General features: G+C 54.3%; 21 protein-coding genes. 12 read left to right on the top strand and 9 right to left on the bottom strand.

Annotated features, from left to right (window positions below; all coding sequences use genetic code 11):
* Positions 1–29: 29 nt before the first annotated feature.
* The 4 genes from CGL_RS09740 to recX all read left to right on the top strand — a co-directional run bounded on the left by CGL_RS09740 (position 30) and on the right by recX (position 3,118).
* Positions 30–749, top strand: coding sequence for a hypothetical protein (locus tag CGL_RS09740; RefSeq protein ID WP_231838271.1), 720 nt, complete (start codon positions 30–32; stop codon positions 747–749).
* Between the two features lie 57 nt (positions 750–806).
* Positions 807–1,022 (top strand): DUF3046 domain-containing protein, encoded by a 216-nt coding sequence (locus CGL_RS09735; protein WP_003857447.1) that lies wholly within the window; start codon positions 807–809, stop codon positions 1,020–1,022.
* Between the two features lie 274 nt (positions 1,023–1,296).
* On the top strand, positions 1,297–2,427 hold the full coding sequence (gene recA / locus CGL_RS09730) for a recombinase RecA (protein ID WP_003857444.1): 1,131 nt from the start codon (positions 1,297–1,299) through the stop codon (positions 2,425–2,427).
* A 43-nt stretch (positions 2,428–2,470) separates the two neighbouring features.
* Complete coding sequence (gene recX, locus CGL_RS09725; protein WP_011014782.1) at positions 2,471–3,118, top strand: recombination regulator RecX; 648 nt, start codon at positions 2,471–2,473, stop codon at positions 3,116–3,118.
* A 32-nt stretch (positions 3,119–3,150) separates the two neighbouring features.
* On the opposite strand, the gene CGL_RS09720 is transcribed toward recX, so the two are convergent.
* The 4 genes from CGL_RS09720 to gluA all read right to left on the bottom strand — a co-directional run bounded on the left by CGL_RS09720 (position 3,151) and on the right by gluA (position 6,639).
* Complete coding sequence (locus CGL_RS09720; protein WP_011014781.1) at positions 3,151–3,972, bottom strand: amino acid ABC transporter permease; 822 nt, start codon at positions 3,970–3,972, stop codon at positions 3,151–3,153.
* 125 nt (positions 3,973–4,097) lie between these two features.
* A complete protein-coding gene (gene gluC / locus CGL_RS09715; RefSeq protein ID WP_011014780.1) occupies positions 4,098–4,784 on the bottom strand; it encodes a glutamate ABC transporter permease GluC in 687 nt (228 codons plus the stop codon).
* A 121-nt stretch (positions 4,785–4,905) separates the two neighbouring features.
* Positions 4,906–5,793, bottom strand: a complete 888-nt coding sequence (gene gluB, locus CGL_RS09710; RefSeq protein ID WP_011014779.1) for a glutamate ABC transporter substrate-binding protein GluB — start codon at positions 5,791–5,793, stop codon at positions 4,906–4,908.
* Positions 5,794–5,910: 117 nt separating this feature from the next.
* Positions 5,911–6,639, bottom strand: a complete 729-nt coding sequence (gene gluA / locus CGL_RS09705) for a glutamate ABC transporter ATP-binding protein GluA (protein ID WP_003857431.1) — start codon at positions 6,637–6,639, stop codon at positions 5,911–5,913.
* A 341-nt stretch (positions 6,640–6,980) separates the two neighbouring features.
* Between gluA and miaB the strand changes: the two genes are divergently transcribed.
* Positions 6,981–8,561: a tRNA (N6-isopentenyl adenosine(37)-C2)-methylthiotransferase MiaB gene (gene miaB / locus CGL_RS09700; RefSeq protein ID WP_011014777.1), complete on the top strand. Its 1,581-nt coding sequence runs from the start codon at positions 6,981–6,983 to the stop codon at positions 8,559–8,561.
* A 63-nt stretch (positions 8,562–8,624) separates the two neighbouring features.
* The gene (locus tag CGL_RS09695) at positions 8,625–9,296 is read left to right on the top strand and encodes an Rv2732c family membrane protein (RefSeq protein WP_003861637.1); all 672 of its coding nucleotides are present in this window, start codon (positions 8,625–8,627) and stop codon (positions 9,294–9,296) included.
* A gap of 326 nt (positions 9,297–9,622) precedes the next feature.
* Here the strand turns inward: CGL_RS09695 and CGL_RS09690 are convergent, their stop codons facing one another.
* Positions 9,623–10,648, bottom strand: a complete 1,026-nt coding sequence (locus CGL_RS09690; protein WP_011014776.1) for a GNAT family N-acetyltransferase — start codon at positions 10,646–10,648, stop codon at positions 9,623–9,625.
* Positions 10,649–12,010 (bottom strand): DUF349 domain-containing protein, encoded by a 1,362-nt coding sequence (locus CGL_RS09685; RefSeq protein ID WP_011014775.1) that lies wholly within the window; start codon positions 12,008–12,010, stop codon positions 10,649–10,651.
* A 176-nt stretch (positions 12,011–12,186) separates the two neighbouring features.
* Here CGL_RS09685 and CGL_RS09680 point away from each other — a divergent pair, with 176 nt between their 5' ends.
* The 3 genes from CGL_RS09680 to dapF are packed head-to-tail and all read left to right on the top strand — an operon-like array spanning position 12,187 to position 14,571.
* The gene (locus tag CGL_RS09680; RefSeq protein WP_011014774.1) at positions 12,187–12,807 is read left to right on the top strand and encodes a hypothetical protein; all 621 of its coding nucleotides are present in this window, start codon (positions 12,187–12,189) and stop codon (positions 12,805–12,807) included.
* A 19-nt stretch (positions 12,808–12,826) separates the two neighbouring features.
* Positions 12,827–13,732, top strand: a complete 906-nt coding sequence (gene miaA, locus CGL_RS09675) for a tRNA (adenosine(37)-N6)-dimethylallyltransferase MiaA (RefSeq protein ID WP_011014773.1) — start codon at positions 12,827–12,829, stop codon at positions 13,730–13,732.
* A gap of 5 nt (positions 13,733–13,737) precedes the next feature.
* Positions 13,738–14,571 (top strand): diaminopimelate epimerase, encoded by an 834-nt coding sequence (gene dapF, locus CGL_RS09670; protein ID WP_011014772.1) that lies wholly within the window; start codon positions 13,738–13,740, stop codon positions 14,569–14,571.
* Here the strand turns inward: dapF and CGL_RS09665 are convergent.
* A complete protein-coding gene (locus CGL_RS09665) occupies positions 14,568–15,107 on the bottom strand; it encodes a hypothetical protein (RefSeq protein ID WP_011014771.1) in 540 nt (179 codons plus the stop codon). The two genes, dapF and CGL_RS09665, sit on opposite strands and share 4 nt — an antisense overlap.
* 196 nt (positions 15,108–15,303) lie before the next feature.
* The gene (locus tag CGL_RS09660; RefSeq protein WP_011014770.1) at positions 15,304–16,062 is read right to left on the bottom strand and encodes a hypothetical protein; all 759 of its coding nucleotides are present in this window, start codon (positions 16,060–16,062) and stop codon (positions 15,304–15,306) included.
* 174 nt (positions 16,063–16,236) lie between these two features.
* Between CGL_RS09660 and hflX the strand changes: the two genes are divergently transcribed.
* The 3 genes from hflX to CGL_RS09645 all read left to right on the top strand — a co-directional run bounded on the left by hflX (position 16,237) and on the right by CGL_RS09645 (position 19,702).
* Positions 16,237–17,766, top strand: coding sequence for a GTPase HflX (gene hflX / locus CGL_RS09655; protein ID WP_011265844.1), 1,530 nt, complete (start codon positions 16,237–16,239; stop codon positions 17,764–17,766).
* A gap of 40 nt (positions 17,767–17,806) precedes the next feature.
* A complete protein-coding gene (locus CGL_RS09650) occupies positions 17,807–19,096 on the top strand; it encodes a uracil-xanthine permease family protein (RefSeq protein ID WP_011014768.1) in 1,290 nt (429 codons plus the stop codon).
* Between the two features lie 78 nt (positions 19,097–19,174).
* On the top strand, positions 19,175–19,702 hold the full coding sequence (locus CGL_RS09645; RefSeq protein WP_011014767.1) for a hypothetical protein: 528 nt from the start codon (positions 19,175–19,177) through the stop codon (positions 19,700–19,702).
* Between the two features lie 679 nt (positions 19,703–20,381).
* Here CGL_RS09645 and CGL_RS09640 read toward each other — a convergent pair.
* The gene (locus CGL_RS09640) at positions 20,382–20,651 is read right to left on the bottom strand and encodes an HPr family phosphocarrier protein (RefSeq protein ID WP_003857409.1); all 270 of its coding nucleotides are present in this window, start codon (positions 20,649–20,651) and stop codon (positions 20,382–20,384) included.
* Positions 20,652–20,756 lie beyond the last annotated feature (105 nt).

Raw genomic sequence — 20,756 nt, 5'->3', positions numbered from 1 at the left:
TATGGCAGATGTGTCAGTGGAGTATCTTTGTGAATTTACTTAAATCTTATAAACGATCGGCAAGAAATATGAATTTTGATCCAGTGGGAAAATGGGTAGCAGCCAACATTCGCTGTGATGTGGACGAATCGCCAGTCACGCGGGATGAGGTTCTGGGAATATGCATGAAGCTCAGGAGTGGAAAGCCGAAGTTGGAGTATCGCATTTCGGGTTCTGTTGAAGACTTTGGAGAAGAATCTACTAGGTTTAGTTTTCGATGTAATCCACAGACAGGTGCACAGCACAAGGTCACAACCTATGCCAATGGTGAATCGAGAGAATCCTTCGATACTCCCAAACTCACTTCTGAAGGCTGGTTTGAATCAGATCAGTTCATTATTCGTCCGAGAGGTGCTCCTGGCTTGATGGTGATGTGGAAGGACTTTGTAATGCACGAGCTTTACTCTCCGCCACCTCCAAATGGATTTTCGATGACCATGCATAATCTTCGGTACCTGAAGATTACTCAAGATCTCACAGATGAGGATGCTGGTTGGGGTCTTTTTGTTGACCTTGAAACCGATTGCGCTTTGTATTATTGCCAGTACGTCGAAGAACACACGATGTTTAAAGAAACGGTAGTATCCTCCGTCCATGTACTTTTTTCGGGGGAAACTAGTTTTCATGAGTTTGAGAGAAATGACGTCGGTGAACTAACGCGTGTGGATTCATCCGCCCTGGAAGACGGTCATGACGGGGACCCTTCTTAGGGTCGCTGTCGGAGATTGGACACGTAACTTCTGTGCTTGCGCTGTATTATCGTCCCCATGCGTTTATCGGAGTTTCGGCAACTCATTGAAGATGAATTCGGAGAAGCCAAAGGGGAGTGGATTGCACACTCGCATGTGATTGGTGCCCTCGGCGTCACTGCAGATGTTGCAGTAGATACCGGGGTTGATCTGCGCGATGTATGGGAACAACTGTGCATTGATTTCAGTGTTCCCGAAGAGCGACGACTTGGTAAAGATGAACCAGGGTTCTAGCTTGTTCGAGGGGGTTCGCATGAAAATTCGAATTTCGAACAGTTGTGCGTGTATACTGTTTTTTGAGCACGTTGTGTCCTAGGGTTCATCTACAGTAACGGGCATAAACAAAAGAACAGATGAAAACACAGTGAAGTCGGGATCCAAATCCTTGAACTTCAAGTCTAAGTAAGTAGGGGTCACTGCTGCAGTGCTGTTTTAGTCAGTGCTGAAGTGATGCAACCGTAGGAATTTTCGTCCACATCAACGTCAATAAAACTAAGAGGAATTAAAAATGGCTCCCAAGAAGACAGCAACAAAGGCAACTGCCGCCAAGGGGAATGATCGTCAGAAGGCACTTGATGCCGCACTAGCCCTGATTGAGAAGGATTTCGGTAAAGGCGCTGTCATGCGTCTGGGTGATGAGAATCGTCCGCCAATCCAGACCATCTCATCTGGTAACACCGCGATTGATATTGCCTTGGGTATCGGTGGATTCCCACGTGGTCGAATCGTTGAGGTGTATGGCCCAGAATCATCAGGTAAAACCACCGTTGCACTGCACGCAATTGCGCAGGCACAAAAGGCCGGCGGCATCGCTGCATTCATTGACGCCGAGCACGCGTTGGATCCAGATTATGCTCGCAAGCTTGGTGTAGATACTGATGCGCTTCTGGTTTCGCAGCCAGACACTGGTGAGCAAGCACTAGAAATCGCCGACATGCTGGTTCGTTCCGGCGCAATCGACATCATCGTGATTGACTCGGTGGCTGCGCTGACACCAAAGGCTGAAATTGAAGGCGAAATGGGCGATAGCCACGTTGGTCTTCAGGCCCGCCTCATGAGCCAGGCGCTTCGTAAGATGACAGGTGCGCTGTACAACTCGGGTACCACCGCGATCTTCATTAACCAGCTGCGTGAAAAGATCGGTGTGATGTTCGGTTCCCCAGAAACCACCACCGGTGGTAAGGCCCTGAAGTTCTACGCATCTGTTCGTTGTGACATTCGACGAATCCAGACTCTGAAGGACGGACAGGATGCCATTGGTAACCGCACCCGCTTGAAGGTCGTTAAGAACAAGGTCTCCCCACCGTTCAAGATCGCTGAATTCGACATCATGTACGGCGAAGGCATCTCCCGTGAATCCTCCGTCATTGACTTGGCAGTGGACAACGGCATTGTGAAGAAGTCAGGTTCCTGGTTCACCTACGAGGGCGAACAGCTTGGTCAAGGTAAGGAAAAGGTGCGTCTTTCCCTCAAGGAGAACCCTGAACTCACCGATGAGCTGGAAGATAAGATCTTCAAGAAGCTGGGAGTAGGCAAGTACGCTGCAGCCTCAGATGAACTCACCGACGATCCAGTAGAGCTCGTGCCTAACGTTGACTTCGATGATGAAGCCGACACCGAAGCAGACGCTGAAGACTAAGCACCAGTTTTAACAAAGCAGGGACAATCCACACACTTAAACCATGATGTGGCTTGTTCCTGCTTTTTCGTCAACGAAGGGCAACAACGCGATGGATATCCAAGCCGAAAAGATTGAAAAGCTCAGAAAAGCACTCGACAACTTTGAACGCGCTCATGCGCGAGGCGAATCAGACTTCTTTGACCATGAAAAAGAAGAAAAGAAAGCCAACGTACGCAGACGTGCCCTGCTGCTGCTTAACCAACGCGCACGATCAGTCAACGAACTAAGCACCAGACTTAAAGCACTGGAGTTTGAGGAAGACATCATCAATGAGGTCATTGGCGATCTCACCAGATCCAAACTGCTTGATGATGAAGTTTTTGCCACTGAGTGGGTTCGGCAACGTGCTGCCAGGCGAGGAAAATCTTCGCGTGCGCTGGACCGCGAACTGCAGGAAAAAGGCGTCGACAAGCAAACGCGTGCTGCGGCGCTTGAGCAAATCGACCAGGCCGATGAGCGGGACACGGCGCGGGCGGTGGCCGTGAAAAAGGCGCGCTCAGAGACCAAGATTCCGCAGGACCGCGCCGACTACGACAAAGCGCTTCGGCGCGTGGTTGGTGCGCTGGCACGGCGGGGATTTCCGGCTGGAATGTCCATGGACCTTGCGCGGGAAGCGCTAGACGCGCGAATCGAGGATTTGAAAAACTAAACCCCGGATGGGAATCATCCGGGGTAAGGGAGTTACTGAACTCCAGGGGTTTTCAGATCCTTATAATCAGGATCCTGCCAGTCGACATTGACATTGTCCTTGGTCTCCAGACCTTGATCTGGCTGCTCAGGGACCTTGGCAACAATGTTCTTACGAGCCCTACCTGCACGCAACTGGCGCTCGATGCGAGAAGCCAGAGCGGTGAGGGAGAAGTTCAGAACAATCATGATCAGCGCAACAACAAACAGCGCTGCAAGGTAGTTGCGGTTGACAGACGCGGACTGAATACCGGAACGAACCACTTCAATGTAGCCGATCTGGTAACCAAGTGCGGAGTCCTTCAGTGCAATAACCATCTGAGAGATCAACGCTGGGAGCATTGCAGCCACGGCCTGAGGCAACAAGATTGACCAGGTGGTTTGCCTAGAAGACATACCCAACGCAATCGCTGCTTCCTTCTGCCCCTTAGGCAGGGAAGCGATACCAGAACGCAGAATCTCTGCGATCACAGAACCGTTGTACATGGTCAGACCGAATACCACGGCGGCGAACGCGAGCTGGCTCGACGGCACGATGTTGTACTGGGCGAACATCTGGTAGGCGAAAATCATGAGGATCAGAACCGGAATGGCTCGGAAAGTCTCGATGATGACGGCGCAGAACCAGCGGAGAATCCTGATTTCAGAGATACGGCCAAGACCCAGTGCGGTACCCATGACCAGAGCCAAGATCACCGAGAACACGGCAGATTTCAGCGTGCCCCACAAACCAGGAAGAATGTAGGTGGTCCAGGTTTGGGAATTGATGAACGGAGTCCATTTGTTGGCATCGAGTTGGCCGTTGCCTGAAAGCATGGAGCCAATCCAGAAGAGGAGCGCCAATCCCAGAACCACCGTGAGAATGGTGATTATGAGGTTGAATCGACGGCCCTTTGGTCCAGGAGCATCGTAGAGGACTGTTGCGCGAACTGTATTAGCCATTACTTCTTCACCGCCAAACGCTCAGAGAGTTTGCCCAAGCCAAGGCCCATAGGCAGGGTCAGAATCATGAAGCCAACGGCGAAGATCGCGAACACGACAAATAGCATGTTGGCGTGATTTTCGATGGTGGCTTTCATCAGCAGGGAGGCTTCGCCAACTCCAATGACAGAGGCGATGGTGGTGTTCTTAGTCAGTGCGATCAGTGTGTTGCCCAAAGGGACGATCGCGGCGCGCACAGCCTGCGGGAAAATAATGGAACGGAAAGTCGCGCCAAAGCCCAGTCCTAGGGAACGCGCAGCTTCTGCTTGCCCAAAGTGCACGGTGTTAATACCCGAACGCAGGGACTCGGCAACGAAGGTTGAGGTGTACAAAATGAAGCCAAGTACGGCCAAGCGGAAGTTATTATCCACCAAGAATGTGGAGCTTTCACGGCCCGCCAAAGTCAACCCGAGGTTTTGGTAAAGGCCAAAGGAGCAAAACAGCACCACAAGAGTAAGTGGGGTATTTCGGACTGTGTTGATGTACGCCGTGGACAACGTGCGGAGGATTTTAACGGGCGAGACCCTCATTGTGGTGAGGATGGTTCCGAAAATCATGGCGCCGATGGCGGAATAAATGGTGAGTTTGATGGTCACCCAAAAAGCTGGAAGTAGAGACGGACCCAGATCCGCCCACAAAGTGCTCATGTGGTGGTGCTCCTTGTTAAGGATGGAAATAAATCATGAACTTAAATGGGTTGTGCGTGGCGCTTTCGGGGTTTTAAGCGCCACGCACATTTCTTAAAGCTGGCTTTTAAAAGCCGTCACACTAGCTTGCGTCGAGGAAGGAGAGGTCACCTGGGGTGCCTTCTTCAACAACCACGGAGTCTTCACCGAGGTTCTCGGTGAGCAGTCGCTGGAAGGTGCCGTCAGCGTACATGCGCTCAAGTGCGGCGTTGATAGCGTCGGTGCCTTCCTGGTCATCCTTCTTCAGGCCAATGCCGTAGTACTCGTCGGTGAATGGCTCGCCGTCCTTTTCCATTTCCACAACGCGGAAGTCGCCTTCGTACTGCTGGGAGTAGCCGAAGAGGATGGTGGCGTCAGTGGTCAGGGCGTCAACGTTGCCCTGGGACAGTGCCTCAACACAGGAAGAGTAGGTGTCGTATTCTTGGAGCTGAACGCCTGGGAGGACATCCTTGACCTTCTGAGCTGGAGTGGATCCGGAAACGGAGCACAGGATCAAACCGTTATCCAAGTCCTCGAGGGTTTCAATGCGATCGTCATCTTGGCGAACAAGCAGAGCCTGGTGGGTAAGCAGGTATGGGCCACCGAAGTTGACGGACTCTGAACGGCCAGCGTTGATGGAGTAGGTTGCTGCGATCATGTCTACCTCACCGTTTTGAATGAGGGTTTCACGCTGCGCAGAAGGGGATTCACGCCATTCGATGGTGGGGTGATCCCAGCCCTTGTCATCAGCGATGGAGTTGACTACGTATTCAGCAACATCCACGTCGAGACCGCTCATGGAGTTGTCTGGGTTGCGGAGGCCAAGACCAGGCTGATCGTATTTGGTGCCGACATTGACAGAACCATTTTCAATGGCTGCGAGGAATCCGTCGCCACCGCTTGAATCACCACAGGCGGTGAGGGTAACTCCGGCAAGTGCAGTTGCTCCAAGAATCGCACCGATACGGGTAAAAGTACGCTTTGCAGACATGTTGTCTCCTTATATATCTAAAAGGTTGCAATCGCTGATTGAACTCCAGCGGGGGATTAGGGCCGAGAAAAATGACACTGAAAGAAGTGACTCTGAAGATAGAGGCGCAGCCGAAAACTAGTGGGCAAGGATCTTGCCGAGGAAGTCTTTTGCACGATCAGACTTAGGGTTGGTGAAGAAGGAATCTGGTTCCGTATCTTCCACAATGAGCCCATCCGCCATGAACAACACACGATCGGCTGCTTTGCGTGCGAATCCCATCTCGTGGGTAACACACACCATCGTCATGCCTTCCTTGGCAAGGCTTGCCATGACGTCCAACACTTCGTTGACCATTTCAGGGTCAAGGGCGGAGGTGGGCTCGTCGAAAAGCATGATCTTTGGGTTCATCGCAAGTGCGCGCGCGATGGCCACACGCTGTTGCTGACCGCCGGACAGTTGCGCCGGATATTTATCAGCTTGGTTTGCGATGCCGACGCGTTCCAACAGGCTCATCGCAAGCTTTTCGGCTTCAGACTTTTTCATCTTTCGCACTTTGATGGGTGCAAGAGTGACGTTGTCTTTGATGGTGAGGTGGGGGAAGAGGTTGAAGGACTGGAATACCATTCCGACATCGGCGCGGAGATTGGCTAAGCCTTTACCTTCTTCTGGGAGAACCTTTCCATCGATTTCGATGGTGCCTTCCTCGATGGTTTCGAGACGGTTGATCGTGCGGCAAAGGGTTGACTTGCCGGATCCGGATGGTCCAAGTACGACGACAACTTGTCCTCTGGGAATTTCAAGATCAATATCCGTAAGGGCATGAAAGTCGCCGAAGTATTTTTGCACTCCCGTCATCTTGATCATCGGGGATTCTGTGGTCTGCGTCATAAGGGTAGCTTAAAGCAGTTTGTGCCGAGAATGTTCGCAATTGTGTGAATGAGTCCATTTTGAAACAAATAGCACTACATTTACCAGCATTTTCGCAGGTCGGTAGGGGGCAAGGTTTGGGGGTAGTCTCCGATCCTGTCCGAAATTTACCTATCACATGATAGATATTGCGTGTTAAATAAGCGTGCGAATGTGGCCAAGTTAAACTTCGCTAAGCCTAGGAATTCTCAAGGCAAGGTCGGAGACGAGCCTTGTTAGTTCAGAGTCCTAAATAGGCGTTTATGTCAGCTCGCGCAACAGGGATACAATGAGCAACCGTGACGCAGCAATTGAACCACGCAAAGGTAAATCAACATCCCGGTCAAGCCACCCTCCCAGAAACCGCAGAGGGGCAGGTTCGCACCTACGAGGTAAAAACCTACGGCTGTCAGATGAATGTGCACGATTCTGAGCGCCTTTCGGGCCTGCTCGAGGAGGCTGGATACGTTGCTGCTCCGGAGGACACCACTCCGGATCTTGTCGTATTTAATACGTGCGCCGTGCGTGAAAACGCCGATATGCGCCTCTATGGCACTTTGGGCAACCTGCGCAGCGTGAAAGAAAAGAACCCAGGCATGCAAATCGCTGTCGGTGGTTGTTTGGCTCAAAAAGACAAAGATACCGTGGTGAAAAAAGCACCGTGGGTGGACGTGGTGTTTGGTACCCACAACATTGGTTCCTTGCCAACCTTGCTTCAGCGCGCGGAGCACAATGCCCAAGCGGAAGTCGAAATTGTCGATTCCCTCGAGCAGTTCCCGTCAGTACTTTCTGCAAAGCGCGAGTCTGCTTACGCTGGTTGGGTGTCCGTATCAGTCGGATGTAACAACACCTGTACTTTCTGCATCGTTCCGTCGCTGCGCGGTAAAGAGCAGGACCGTCGACCAGGAGACATCCTCGCAGAGGTACAAGCACTGGTGGATCAGGGAGTTACCGAGGTAACTCTACTTGGCCAAAACGTAAATGCTTACGGCGTGAACTTTGTTGATCCTGAGCTAGAGCGCGATCGCAGTGCATTTTCCAAGCTGCTTCGTGCCTGTGGTGAGATCGAAGGCCTCGAGCGGGTTCGCTTCACCAGCCCTCACCCTGCAGAATTCACCTCTGATGTCATTGACGCCATGGCAGAGACCCCAAACATCTGCCCGCAGCTGCACATGCCACTGCAGTCCGGATCTGACAAGGTGCTCAAAGAGATGCGCCGTTCCTACCGATCCAAGAAGTTCCTCTCCATCTTGGATGAGGTCCGTGCGAAGATCCCTCACGCCTCTATCACCACCGATATTATTGTCGGATTCCCTGGCGAAACAGAGGAGGATTTCCAAGCAACCCTCGACGTTGTCAAGAAGGCACGCTTTACTTCTGCTTACACCTTCCAATACAGCCCACGCCCTGGCACCCCTGCAGCGGAATATGAAAACCAGCTTCCAAAAGAAGTTGTGCAGGAACGCTACGAGCGCCTCATGGTCGTTCAGGAACAAGTCTGCGAAGAAGAAAACCAAAAGCTCATCGGCACCACCGTCGAATTGCTGGTCCAGGCTGGCGGAGGCCGCAAGAACGATGCCACCAAGCGCATGAGTGGTCGCGCACGCGATGGACGCCTCGTGCACTTTGCGCCAGAGGGCGACATTGATGGTGAGATCCGCCCCGGCGATTTTGTCACTGTCACGGTGACTGAGGCCAAGCCTTTCTTCCTCATCGCAGACTCCGGTGTGCAGACCCACCGCCGCACCAAAGCTGGTGACAACTCTGCAGTTGGTCAAGTTCCAACCACAGCACCGATCGGTGTGGGCTTGGGACTGCCACAAATCGGCGCACCAAAGGTGGCTCCTGCCACAGAATCTGCCTGCTGCTCCATTAACTAAAAATTGCAGGCTAGAATAGAGGGTCGATTAGGAGTCGATGAAAAAGTCGGCGCCAACGAGGAGATGAACAACAACGTGAGTGATCAAAAGCTAAGTGGTAAAGAGCTTGCGGCACTAGAGAAACAAGCCGCAAAAACTCTCGAACTTGGTGATAAGAAGTGGTATCTCATCGCGGGAGTCGTGCTTTTCGCCATCGCACTCGTCCTCCCACATATCCGTGGAGTGATGGGCTGGCAGGTTCTGACGCTGTCGAATGTCGCGGAGGATGCCGGCATTACCCTTGGTGAGTACGGTTTCTACTGGTTGGGCACCATCGGTGTATTCCTGCTTTCTTTGGGCACTGTCGTGTTTAAGCGCACGTGGATGGCGTGGATTTCATGGATTTTCTCCTGCGTCACTCTTGTGTTCGCTGTGTTTGCCATCTGGATGCGCCAAACAACCACCAGCACCCAAGTGAATTTCGTCAACATTGGCATGATGCTTGCTGTGATTGCAGCGATCCTTGCTGTGTGGGGTCTATCTTCGGTGATTTTGGCCCGCAGTGATCGCCAAATGGAGATCGCTGAAATGCGCGCCGAGAACCCAGACCTTGATGGTGTTGCAGCTACCCAGCGCGCACTTCTTGAGCAGCAGCAAAGCAACCCAGAAGATAATCCTTTGCTTGTCGACGATCGTCGCGCCCGCATCGCCCGCCGCCGCGAGCGTGAACAGGATGCACAAGGGGAGCAGGCTTAAGTTCTAGTTCAAGCGGTTGATCACGATACAAGTGGTCAACCGCTTTTCCGTGCCCGCCTGGGATGCGATTTAAAGGCTCGTTTTTCTCGAATGAGTGTTTGTATCGCCTTGAGGTGTTTAGGCGCTTAGAAGCCATTCTGTGAGGTCGCTTTTTTCAGGTTGGGGTCAAGTTTTACCCTCTCTTCGCTGCGAACTGTCGAAATAAACCAAGCGCACTTACTGGCGCTGAGCTTTTGGCCTAAAAAGACACTAATCGGCTCTCGAAATGTGCATTTGAGACCAAAGGAAGTCTAGAAAACCGCGTCCTTGGTCTCGAATTCCATCACCTAGAGTTTCTTCTCCCACAGGGTGGTTCGGGCGATCTCTGTTGCCCCTATGGAGCGGTTAATCGCCAGCATCGCATGGTTGTCTACTGCATTTGAGGTGGCTACGCGTTGAATTTCTGGGTGGCACCTCGAAAGTAGTGACAGTCCCGCTAATTTCACAGCGGTTCCAAGACCACGGCCTCTGAAATCTGGGTGCACGATGGTCAGTCCCTGTTCGGCGATGTCAGGGTTGGAGCCTGGGGGAATCGCGATGGAGGACATGGCAGCGACTGTGGATCCTTCGGCAAACAGTACGGTGAACAGTTTCGTTCCTGTTTTAAGGATTCTTTCAGATTGCTGCGCCAAGCGGTGTTCATCCCACTGTGCAGGCGCAACACTTAAGTTTCCGTGGGGCACATCGAGGGCTGCGCGGTGTTGGAGTTCCACGATGCTGGGGATCAGCGCGCTTGGGAAGGCGGTGCCTTCAACGTCCACCACGGTGAATTCTCCAGCGGACCAGTCACCTGAAGGAAGCGGGATGGTTTGTTGGATTTCTTCGTGGGCTTTAACGTATCCGCGGCGTTGCAGCACCAGGCAGTAGTCACAATCCGCATTACTCCCTGGAGGGTGCATGTGAGCGGTGTGGAAGGTGGTGCGCTTCCAGGGGTTGGAGGCTGCGACGTTTTCGGCGTGGTGGAGGAGGGCGTCGATAAGCGTTAAAGCCTCGCCCTCAAAGGGCTGGCCCGGTAGGGGCTGGAAGGTGGCGTCGAGGACGACGTCGAGGCTGGCTGAGGCGGTGTCGTCGATAAGCGGGTAGTTGATTTTTACCCAGCCTTGGGCCTCGTCCCATTCATCGGGCGTGTAGTGCAGTTCGGAGGCGAGCTCAGTGTTGCCGCAAAGATCGGCGTGGATGCGCTCCACGGAGACGGACACGTCCATGGTGTTGGCGGTTTCTTGGGCATCCAGGTTGGACATGAACACAAAGGAGCGGACCTGATCATCGGGTTCTTCGCCCCAGACCTGGTCCGCTAATTTGGAGAACTTCATTTACAGCTGGTCAACTGCCTCATGTGCGGCGCGGGACCATTCTGCCCACTGTGCAGCCTGTGCGCGCAGCTTCTCAGCCTTCTTGGAGTTGCCCTTGGCTTCGGCGGCGTCTGCTTGAGCGTTGAACTCGGCGACCTTCGCGGAGAACTGGTCTGCGCGTGCCTGTGCTTCTGGGTCGGTGCGGCGCCACTGGGATTCCTCAGCAGCGGAGACGCGCTTTTCCAGCACGGCGATCTTCTCTTCGAATTCGCGGACAACGCCACGTGGAACGAAGCCGATTTCTTCCCACTTTTCCTGCAGTTCGCGGAGCTTGCTGCGCGCTCCATCGAGGCCCTGCTCGGGGTTGATCTGTGCGTCGTATTCGTCGATGAGCTGCTGCTTTGCGGTTGCGTTGGCTTCGAATTCCTGGTCGCGTTCCTTGGCTACGGCGTTGCGCTTATCAAAGAAGTAGTCCTGGGCGCCCTTGAATGCTGCCCACAGCTTGTCGTCGATTTCGCGTGGTGCGCGGCCGGCGGCTTTCCATTCGGTCATGAGATCGCGGAATGCGCGGGCGGTGTCGTTCCACTCAGTGGATTCCTTGAGAGCATTGGCGCGCTCAACGAGTTCTTCCTTGAGTTTGCGTGCAGATGCGCGGGTGCGATCCAGCTCTGCGAAGTGTGCGCCGCGGCGACGGTTGAAGGAGTCACGCGCACGGGAGTAGCGTTTCCACAGTTCATCATCGGTCTTGCGGTCGATGCCGTGGATGGACTTCCACTCATCCAGGATGGCGCGGATGCGGTCGCCAGCAACCTTCCAGTCGGAGGAGTTTTCTGCCAAGGTTTCAGCCTCAACAGCGAGCTCTTCCTTGCGAGCTACTGCGCGCTCACGGTTTTTAGCCTTTTGTTCCTTGGCGCGCTCGTTGGCTTCCTCGGAGTTGTTGATGATCTTGGACAGGCGAGCTTCAACGCCATCAAGGTCACCGATCGCAGCGATGGTGGGCAGGGTTGCCTTGAGTTCTTCAGCCTTCGTGCGGATGGAGGTCGCATCATCAGGGTGGGAGATTAGGCGCTGTTCCATGAGCTCAACTTCGGTGGCCAGATCATCAAAACGGGCGCCGTAGTGAGCAAGACCTTCCTCAGGGGTGCCGGCCTGCCAAGAACCAATCAGACGCTCGCCAGCAGAGGTGGTGACATATGCAGATCCGTCTGCCTCAACGCGACCAAACTTTGCAGGATCGTTAGAAGTTTTGGCGATCGGCGCAGGTGTAGCAACCGCAGCTTTCTTTGCAGCAACCTGAGCCCCAGGTCGGGGGCCTGGCCGTGGGCCCGGGCGAGGTCCCGGCTTCGGTGCAGAGGTGGAGCTGGGAGTCTGGTTCTCAGTCATGGTGGGTCCTTAAAAGCTAGGGTCGTCCTGGCCGCGCGACACGGCCGCCGAAACTCGAATTACGTTTATTAAACATACCGCGTGCCATAGGAGGTGTCAGCCAGATAGGGTGCACTATCTTGAAAAACCGCGCTCAGGAGAGGTGTTTGCCCAGCAATTTCGGTGGGCAGGATAGGGTGGAAGACGTGAATGCAACGCTGATTATCATGCCTGGAAGTCCGGCGCTGGTACCTGAACTGGCACCAGCGGATGCTGCGGGGGCGCGCTTGTTGGCGTCGTTACGTGCAGTTTTTGATGCGGAACTGGCTAATGATGATCGCCCGATCGAGTTGGTTGGCTCCCGGGATGAGGCGTGGTTTACCAAGCATGCGGGAAATCTGCGGGCCTGGGGTGCACCGAGCGTGCAGGTTTCTGACGGACATTATTTGCCGGAAATTTTGCAGCGTGTCGCGCTGGGTGGTTTCGAATCGCGTGTAACTCATGTGCGCGATCGGTTGGGTAGCGTCAACGACAACACGGTTACGGTGCTTGCCCTTGACGGCCCCACGGGCTTGACCACCCGCGCGCCGTCCGCACTCGTGCCCGGCGCGTCCAACATCGACGCCTGGTGCCGCTCATTGCTGTCTGGAAAGCCCGGGGAAGTGCCCAGCACCAGCACGCTTATCGACGCCTCCCTCCGCGAACCACAGCTCTGGCTCGACTTATCCGCCGTGGCAACAGAAGCGTCAACTGCTCAACTTCTCGACAGCGACGACACACACGGCGTGGGACGCTACGTTGCTCGCTGGACTTTTTAACTTAAGGGAGATCTAGATCGTGGTAACACCGATCGCAGTGGTTGGACCCACTGCATCTGGAAAATCAGCTTTGGGAATTGCTCTAGCCCACAAGCTTGACGGTGAAGTAGTCAATGTGGATTCCATGCAGCTGTACAAAGGCATGGACATCGGCACGGCAAAGCTGACTGTCGAAGAACGCGAAGGCATTGCGCATCATCAGCTCGATGTCTGGGACGTTACCGAAACTGCGTCAGTGGCGAGGTTTCAATCCGACGCCGTTGCCGATGTGGAAGATATTATGTCCCGTGGCAAAACCCCCATCTTGGTTGGCGGCTCCATGTTGTACGTCCAATCTTTGGTCGATGATTGGCAATTCCCACCTACCGACAGCGCTGTTCGCGCACGCTTTGAGGCCCGCTTGGCAGACATCGGTGTCGAAGCACTACACGCTGAACTTACTCAGCTTGACCCAGAAGCAGCAGCCGTCATCGAAAGCAATGATCCCCGACGCACCGTCCGAGCATTAGAAGTCATTGAACTAACCGGCCAGCCCTTCCAAGCAAGCCAACCGCCCAAAGACGCGCCACCTCGCTGGGGAACTCGAATCATTGGCCTGAAAACCACTCCAGAATGGCTAAATCCACGCATCGAGCAGCGCACCGCCAGGATGTTTGAACAAGGCTTTGTCGCCGAAGTGGAACACCTTGTGCAGCAAGGACTCATCGCTGACTCCACCGCGGGACGAGCAATCGGCTACTCCCAAGTACTGGCAGCCATGGCAGGGGAGATGACCTGGGAAGACGCCTTCGAACGCACGGTCACCGGAACCAGACGCTATGTCAGGCGCCAACGCAGCTGGTTCAACAGAGACCACCGCGTGTCCTGGGTCGACGCCTCTGGCGATCCCACCGCACAAGCCTTGGAGATTTTGGGTCTACAATAGCGAGGGTGAATTTGACCATCCCCTTTGCCAAAGGCCACGCCACCGAAAACGACTTCATCATCATCCCCGATGAGGATGCGCGCCTAGATTTAACTCCAGAAATGGTGGTCACGCTGTGTGACCGCCGCGCCGGGATCGGTGCTGATGGTATCCTCCGCGTGGTTAAAGCTGCAGACGTAGAAGGCTCCACGGTCGACCCATCGCTGTGGTTCATGGATTACCGCAACGCCGATGGATCTTTGGCTGAAATGTGCGGCAATGGTGTGCGCCTGTTCGCGCACTGGCTGTACTCCCGCGGTCTTGTTGATAATACGAGCTTTGATATCGGTACCCGCGCCGGTGTCCGCCACGTTGATATTTTGCAGGCAGATCAACATTCTGCGCAGGTCCGCGTTGATATGGGCATCCCTGACGTCACGGGATTATCCACCTGCGACATCAACGGCCAAGTATTCGCTGGCCTTGGCGTTGATATGGGTAACCCACACCTAGCGTGCGTTGTGCCGGGCTTAAGTGCGTCGGCTCTTGCCGATATGGAACTGCGCGCACCTACGTTTGATCAGGAATTCTTCCCCCACGGTGTGAACGTAGAAATCGTCACAGAATTAGAAGATGACGCAGTATCGATGCGCGTGTGGGAACGCGGAGTGGGCGAAACCCGCTCCTGTGGCACGGGAACCGTTGCTGCAGCGTGTGCTGCTTTAGCTGATGCTGGATTGGGAGAAGGCACAGTTAAAGTGTGCGTTCCAGGTGGGGAAGTAGAAGTCCAGATCTTTGACGACGGCTCCACACTCACCGGCCCAAGCGCCATCATCGCACTCGGTGAGGTGCAGATCTAAGATTCGCGATTGTAGTTCGGCCCAAGTTTCTGGGCCGCTTTACGCGCATCCAGCCACGTTTCCCGCAGCTCTAGTGCGCGCTCGTCCGTTACTTTGAGAAGTGTTTCTAGCTCACTGACCACGAGGTTTTGTTGCAGACGAGCGTCCAACCTGCCCAAGAAGCGATTGGCATTGCTGATTTCATAATGAAATTTCTCGATAGCCTTATCGCCACAATCTGGATCCGCCAGTGCGGGACGGACAAGCGTGCGATCAGCCAGCGCATCGGCCTCGGGGGAGGTCAAAAACTGCTGCCACTCATGTTGCACATCGGAAATATCTTCCGCAGACAGCCGAATAGAAGTAACCAGCGAGGCAGTTTCTGGGGTGGAGGTGCGCATCCGCATCACACTCATCGTGGCAACCCCAATGATGGTGGCAAGCAGTACGCCGGGAAGTTTAAGCCACAGGATCAGCATTATGCAGCACAAACCGATGACGATGAGCGGCAGTTTGTTGGAGCGTGAACCATTAGCAAACGGAAGTTGTTCTCCCATTTTCTTGCTCTCACTCCTTCTGCGCTTCGTTAAAAGTGTCGGCTTATACGTGTCACATTAATAGCGAACGTAAACGATTGCACCAGTATTCTATGCGATGATTTTCAGAATAGACATATATCACGTTTCAAGTACTGGGTAAAAAATGGAAAAGGACCCCGGGAACTGGGGTCCTCTTAAAAAATTGTGCAGAATTTTAGTGTCCGCCGCAGCCACAGCTACCTGAGCCACAGCCGCCACCGGAGCCACCGCAGCCGGTGACCTCAGTGGGGATAACGGCAGCAGTCAGCATGACTTTGCCAGACAACACGCTGTCACGGGCAGGTAGTTCTGGTGCATCAGGAAGGCACACATCAAAAGCGAAGAGGCCATCAACTGTTGCGTGGATAAAACGCTGGCCGGTAAGAGTGTTGGTGCGGTACTCCGCAGACAACACGCGTGCGGAAAACTCTGCGGATGCGTCCGGGATGACAGCGCCGCTGCCGCTGGCAATCTTCTCTGCACCTTCAGAAACCAGCATGCCGACAGTTTCGCCACCATTGCGGATGTAAGCATCTGCATTGTCGTGGACCTCAACATCAATGCCCAGGGCAGTAATGCGGATCTGCTGCCAGCGCTGCACTGGTTCATCAACAAGCAGTGGGCCTTGAGCAAGGTTGCAGGTAATGGTGGCAACAGGGGTGCCGAAAGGATCGATGATATCGACCAGGGACAGCACATCATTGATCATGCTGACGTGGCCGTAAGCGACTGTTGCGGAGTTAAAGCCGGCGAAGGTGGCAAAAGGCTCGACAGCCAGAATGTTAATTTGGGCGCCGGAATCATCCGAGAACTGGATGAGCTGGCCGCCACGGACCTCGCCTGTTACCTCGAGACGCTGTGAAGCAATTGCTGCTTCCACTGCATCTTGCCACTTGGCGAAATCCATACCGATTGTCTTCAGATCGCTAGTCATGGCGATTAGTCTAACTCCCTTAACAGGCAATAGTCACTTTTCCTACACGTGAGAAATTGCCCCCGCGTTGATGGAATAGAGCGCTCAATTTAGGTGTTTATGGTGGCTTGATCGCTCACGGCGTTGCCCGACACCTAGCCTTGGCGACAGCAGACGTGAAACAATAGATAAACAATGGATGAAAAGAAAAACTTAAGTCATGATGAACTTCTCGCTCAGGCCTTCCGCGGTCACAAAAATACCGTGCGCCCAGGATCTGACGAGACCTCAGGTTTTGATCTCAGTGGTTTTATCCGAGCTGAAGAACCATCAACTGGTGATCTCGACCTAGAGGCCCGCGATGCCCAACGTCGCCGGGACACCGAAATCCACGCTGATGAAGCAGCAGATGGCTACGAGGTTGAGTACCGAAAGCTGCGACTTGAGCGCGTTATCTTAGTGGGCGTGTGGACCGAAGGTACCACCGCAGAAATTGACGCCAGCCTTGCGGAACTTGCAGCGTTGGCTGATACCGCCGGCGCTGAGGTTATTGAAACGCTGTACCAAAAGCGCGATAAACCAGATCCTGGAACCTACATTGGTTCCGGCAAGGTTCGGGAGTTAAAGGAGATCATCGAAGCCACTAGTGCAGATACCGTGGTGTGCGATGGTGAACTTAGCCCTTCCCAGCTCGTGGCATTAGAGCGCGAACTTGATATCAAGGTCATTGACCGCACCATGCTGATTCTGGATATCTTCGCCCAGCACGCTAAATCGCGCGAAGGTAAAGCCCAAGTCGCGTTGGCGCAGATGGAATACCTGATTAGCCGTGTGCGTGGTTGGGGTGGAAACCTCTCCAGGCAGGCCGGTGGTCGTGCAGGTTCTAATGGTGGTGTGGGTCTGCGTGGTCCAGGTGAAACCAAAATTGAAGCAGACCGCCGTCGTCTTCGATCGGATATGGCTCGCCTGCGCAGGGAACTTTCGGGGCTGGATACGTCGAGAAGCATTAAAAGAGCGCAACGCGCAGCCTCCCTGGTGCCGCAGATCGCCATCGCTGGCTACACGAACGCCGGCAAATCTTCGCTGATTAACGCGATGACCGGCGCGGGTGTGCTGGTGGAGAACGCGCTGTTCGCCACGCTTGATCCAACAACCAGAAAAGCCGAGCTTGCCGACGGCCGACACGTCGTGTTCACGGACACCGTCGGCTTTGTGCGACACCTGCCGACCTCTCTGGTTGAGGCGTTCAAATCTACGCTGGAAGAAGTCGTGGAGGCGGACCTCATGCTGCACGTGGTGGATGGATCCGATCCGTTCCCGCTGAAGCAGATCGACGCTGTGAACACCGTGATTAGCGATATTGTGCGATCCACCGGTGCGGTGCCACCACCAGAGATCATCGTGGTGAACAAAATTGACCAAGCTGATCCGCTGACGCTGGCAGAACTACGCCACGCCGTCGACGATGTGGTGTTTGTCTCTGCGCTGACAGGGGAGGGAATTAAGGAGCTGGAAGCTCGCATCGAACTATTCCTCAACTCCAGGGACGCGCACCTACTGCTGAAAATCCCGTTCACCCGTGGCGATATTGTGTCCCGCCTGCACCAGCATGGCACCGTTCTCAGCGAAGACTACGCCGAAGACGGCACCTTGATGGATGTGCGTATCCCCACCCAATTGGCCCAAGAGCTGCAGAGTTACGTTGTAGAACCCACCTCTGCCTAACTGTCGATTTCCCAAGAGCCCCCTTGGGAGTCGATAATTAGTGCTCGTGACTTCAACATGGGGATGGACCGTCCACGGAGACGGCAAAAAGATCGAACCCGGCGCAGTTGTCGCTCCTAAAGAGCGCCTGAGCTGGGGGCGCACAATTGGAATCGGTATGCAGCACGTGATCGCCATGTTCGGCGCCACGCTCCTGGTTCCCACACTCACCGGATTTCCGGTCAACACCACACTTTTATTCTCTGGTCTGGGAACAATCCTGTTCCTGTTGATCACCAGAAACCGACTACCCTCGTACCTGGGTAGTTCTTTTGCTTTCATTGCACCTTTAACCGCAACCCAAGTCCATGGCATTGGCGTGCAGATCGGTGGCATTCTTGTCGCAGGTCTCGTGCTCGTCGCCATTGGATTTGTGGTGAAAGCAGCGGGCAAACGCGTTATTGATGCTGTCATGCCACCCGCTGTCACCGGTGCGATCGTGGCACTCATCGGCCTGAACCTGGCACCAACCGCGGCAGGAAACTTCTCCAGCCAACCACTGGTTGCCACGGCGACCCTCTTTGCCATTTTGATCGCTACCGTTGCAGGCCGCGGAATGATTGCTCGCCTGGGCATTTTGATCGGTGTGGTGATCGGCTGGGTTTTCGCAGCTATCACCGGCAACCTCTCAGAAGGCGCAGCAGACACCATCCGTGAAGCAGCATGGTTCGGACTGCCACAGTTCCACAAGCCGGAATTCCAGCTCTCTGCCATTTTGGTGACACTGCCAGTCATCATCGTGCTCATCGCTGAAAACGTCGGCCACGTCAAAGCAGTCTCAGAGATGACAGGGGAGGACCTCGACGACCTCGCCGGCGACGCACTTATCGCAGACGGATTCGGCACCACCCTCGCAGGTGCCTTCGGCGGATCCGGCACCACCACCTACGCAGAAAACATCGGCGTCATGGCGGCCACCCGCGTATATTCCACCGCTGCGTACTGGGTTGCCGCGTGCACTGCCATCGCCCTTGCCTTCATCCCCAAATTCGGTGCACTGATCTTCACCATCCCCGCCGGCGTGCTGGGTGGGGCATGTTTGGTTCTTTACGGCCTAATCGGTATGCTCGGCATTCGTATCTGGCAAGACAACAAGGTCAACTTCAACAATCCAGTGAATCTGACCATGGCTGCCGTTGCTTTGGTTGCAGGCATTGGTAACCTCACCCTCACCGTTTTCGGAGTCACTCTTGAAGGCATCGCATGGGGCTCTGTAGGCATCATTGTGCTGTACCCAATCATGAAGCGCCTGTACCTTTCCATTGGGGAAGGCAAGAACGCAAAGTTCTAGTACGCTGCTAAAGTATGCAGCTTGGCCCGCACGGTTTCCGCGTGCGGGACGTGTTCATTTCTGTATAGGAAAACTACCTTGATCGTTGATACCCAGTTTGAGAAGATCCCTGCTCACGACGTCGTGGGCATCCGGGTAATCCTTTCCTCTGAGGATCTCCCTGAGCTCTTTAAACGCGGCTACGCGGAAGTAAAGAAATTCCTCCGCCTAGAAGGCATCGAACCTAAAGGTCCTGCCCGCGCCTACTACTTTGGCGATGTCTCTGACACCGTAGACATCCTGATTGGTTTCCCCGTCAGCCCCGCGCAAGCAGAATCCCTGCGCCGCGGCGCATTGAGCCAATCCGGTGGCGACATCGATGACGTTGTCCTCCACCACTTCCGCGACATGAAAACCATGCACAGCCGCCACTCCGGCCCCTTCGATGGAGTCGAGCGCGTCTGGGACGAAATCCTCGATGAAGTCGAAGACCTCGGATGCACTCTGCCATCCAGCAGCATCGGTTGGGAAGAATACATCGAGGGCCCAGCCACCGCTGATACCTGCGACCAACTGGCCTCTGAAGTTTATGTTCAGGTGTGCCAAGCACCGGTGAAGTCTGCATAAAGATTCACCCGGAATTTCCCCTATCCCTACGCTTTGATCCGCGTTGGGGTAGGGGATTTTTCTTATTTGGGGGAGTGGGTGGGTCCTTTTTTGGAGGCTGTACTTACTTCTGTACTTTCGGCACCAAGATTTCGGCAAAATGATGGCCAAAACCAGGAAATCTTGGTGTCGAAAGTACAACGAGGTTAAGGGAATTAACCCGAGGGCCCAGATCTAACGGTGAGCTGCCAACATGAGGGGTGGTCGAAGCACTTCGACCCTGGAGACTGGGCAAAACCAGCCCACACTGCCCACGGACCTCGAAAAGAGGACCCGTGGGCATTCCTGTCTGGTTTACAGGCCTCAAAACCGGTCACAGCTGCCCACGAAACTCGATTTCGAGATCCGTGGGCACTCTCGTTTGGTTGCTGTAGCAACCTGCCTCAAAGCCCGGAAATTTAGCCCGCTCAGAATCGCTTCTCAGGCCTTGAATGCACGAATCCCTCACATGTTACCCATCGGGGATTTCTAGGCCCGCAAATCGGCACACAGAGCATCATGCATCAATCACACTATCGGGCACACAAAAACAACTAAAAACAATCAAACCCACAAAAGCAAAAGGCGGTACCACATCCAAATCGGATGCGGCACCGCTTTTAACAAGCTTCTAACGAGCTTTTAACAAGCAGAGCGTTGTTTACTCAGCGTCAAGGTCCTGTGCGATAAGCGCAGCGATCTTCTCAACAGCTTCAGCGTTGTCGGAGGTGACGGTAACTTCGTTGCCGTGCTCTGCGCCCAGCGCCATGATCATGAGGGAAGAGGACGCGTCGGTCTCTTCGTCATCATCGGAGCCAACCAGGGTCAGCAAGATTTCGTCGTCGTACTCAGCAGCCGCTTCAGCGATGATGGATGCTGGACGTGCGTGCAGGCCAACGGAGGAACCGACGGTTACAGTCTTGGAAGCCATGGAAAGTGTCCTTTCGTGTTGCTACGCCGTTAATCCGAACGGATTAGGGCGCAGCGATTTGTTAGTTAAACCCCCCAAGGGAGGGGATTTAATGTCGATCTCACT

Origin of the sequence: Corynebacterium glutamicum ATCC 13032, assembly GCF_000011325.1 — a bacterium.
GTDB lineage: Bacteria > Actinomycetota > Actinomycetes > Mycobacteriales > Mycobacteriaceae > Corynebacterium > Corynebacterium glutamicum.
The sequence above is the reverse complement of the archived record's forward strand: the minus strand, read 5'-3'. Positions and strand labels throughout refer to the sequence as shown.

Coding starts and splice junctions, on each gene's coding strand:
- CGL_RS09735 (WP_003857447.1), top strand. CDS start 807: ATGCGTTTATCGGAGTTTCGGCAACTCATTGAAGATGAATTCGGAGAA.
- gluB (WP_011014779.1), bottom strand. CDS start 5,793: ATGTCTGCAAAGCGTACTTTTACCCGTATCGGTGCGATTCTTGGAGCA.
- CGL_RS09665 (WP_011014771.1), bottom strand. CDS start 15,107: ATGGGAGAACAACTTCCGTTTGCTAATGGTTCACGCTCCAACAAACTG.
- CGL_RS09695 (WP_003861637.1), top strand. CDS start 8,625: ATGAACAACAACGTGAGTGATCAAAAGCTAAGTGGTAAAGAGCTTGCG.
- CGL_RS09690 (WP_011014776.1), bottom strand. CDS start 10,648: ATGAAGTTCTCCAAATTAGCGGACCAGGTCTGGGGCGAAGAACCCGAT.
- hflX (WP_011265844.1), top strand. CDS start 16,237: ATGGATGAAAAGAAAAACTTAAGTCATGATGAACTTCTCGCTCAGGCC.
- CGL_RS09660 (WP_011014770.1), bottom strand. CDS start 16,062: ATGACTAGCGATCTGAAGACAATCGGTATGGATTTCGCCAAGTGGCAA.
- recX (WP_011014782.1), top strand. CDS start 2,471: ATGATGTGGCTTGTTCCTGCTTTTTCGTCAACGAAGGGCAACAACGCG.
- CGL_RS09720 (WP_011014781.1), bottom strand. CDS start 3,972: ATGCTTTCAGGCAACGGCCAACTCGATGCCAACAAATGGACTCCGTTC.
- gluA (WP_003857431.1), bottom strand. CDS start 6,639: ATGATCAAGATGACGGGAGTGCAAAAATACTTCGGCGACTTTCATGCC.
- CGL_RS09685 (WP_011014775.1), bottom strand. CDS start 12,010: ATGACTGAGAACCAGACTCCCAGCTCCACCTCTGCACCGAAGCCGGGA.
- recA (WP_003857444.1), top strand. CDS start 1,297: ATGGCTCCCAAGAAGACAGCAACAAAGGCAACTGCCGCCAAGGGGAAT.
- CGL_RS09640 (WP_003857409.1), bottom strand. CDS start 20,651: ATGGCTTCCAAGACTGTAACCGTCGGTTCCTCCGTTGGCCTGCACGCA.
- gluC (WP_011014780.1), bottom strand. CDS start 4,784: ATGAGCACTTTGTGGGCGGATCTGGGTCCGTCTCTACTTCCAGCTTTT.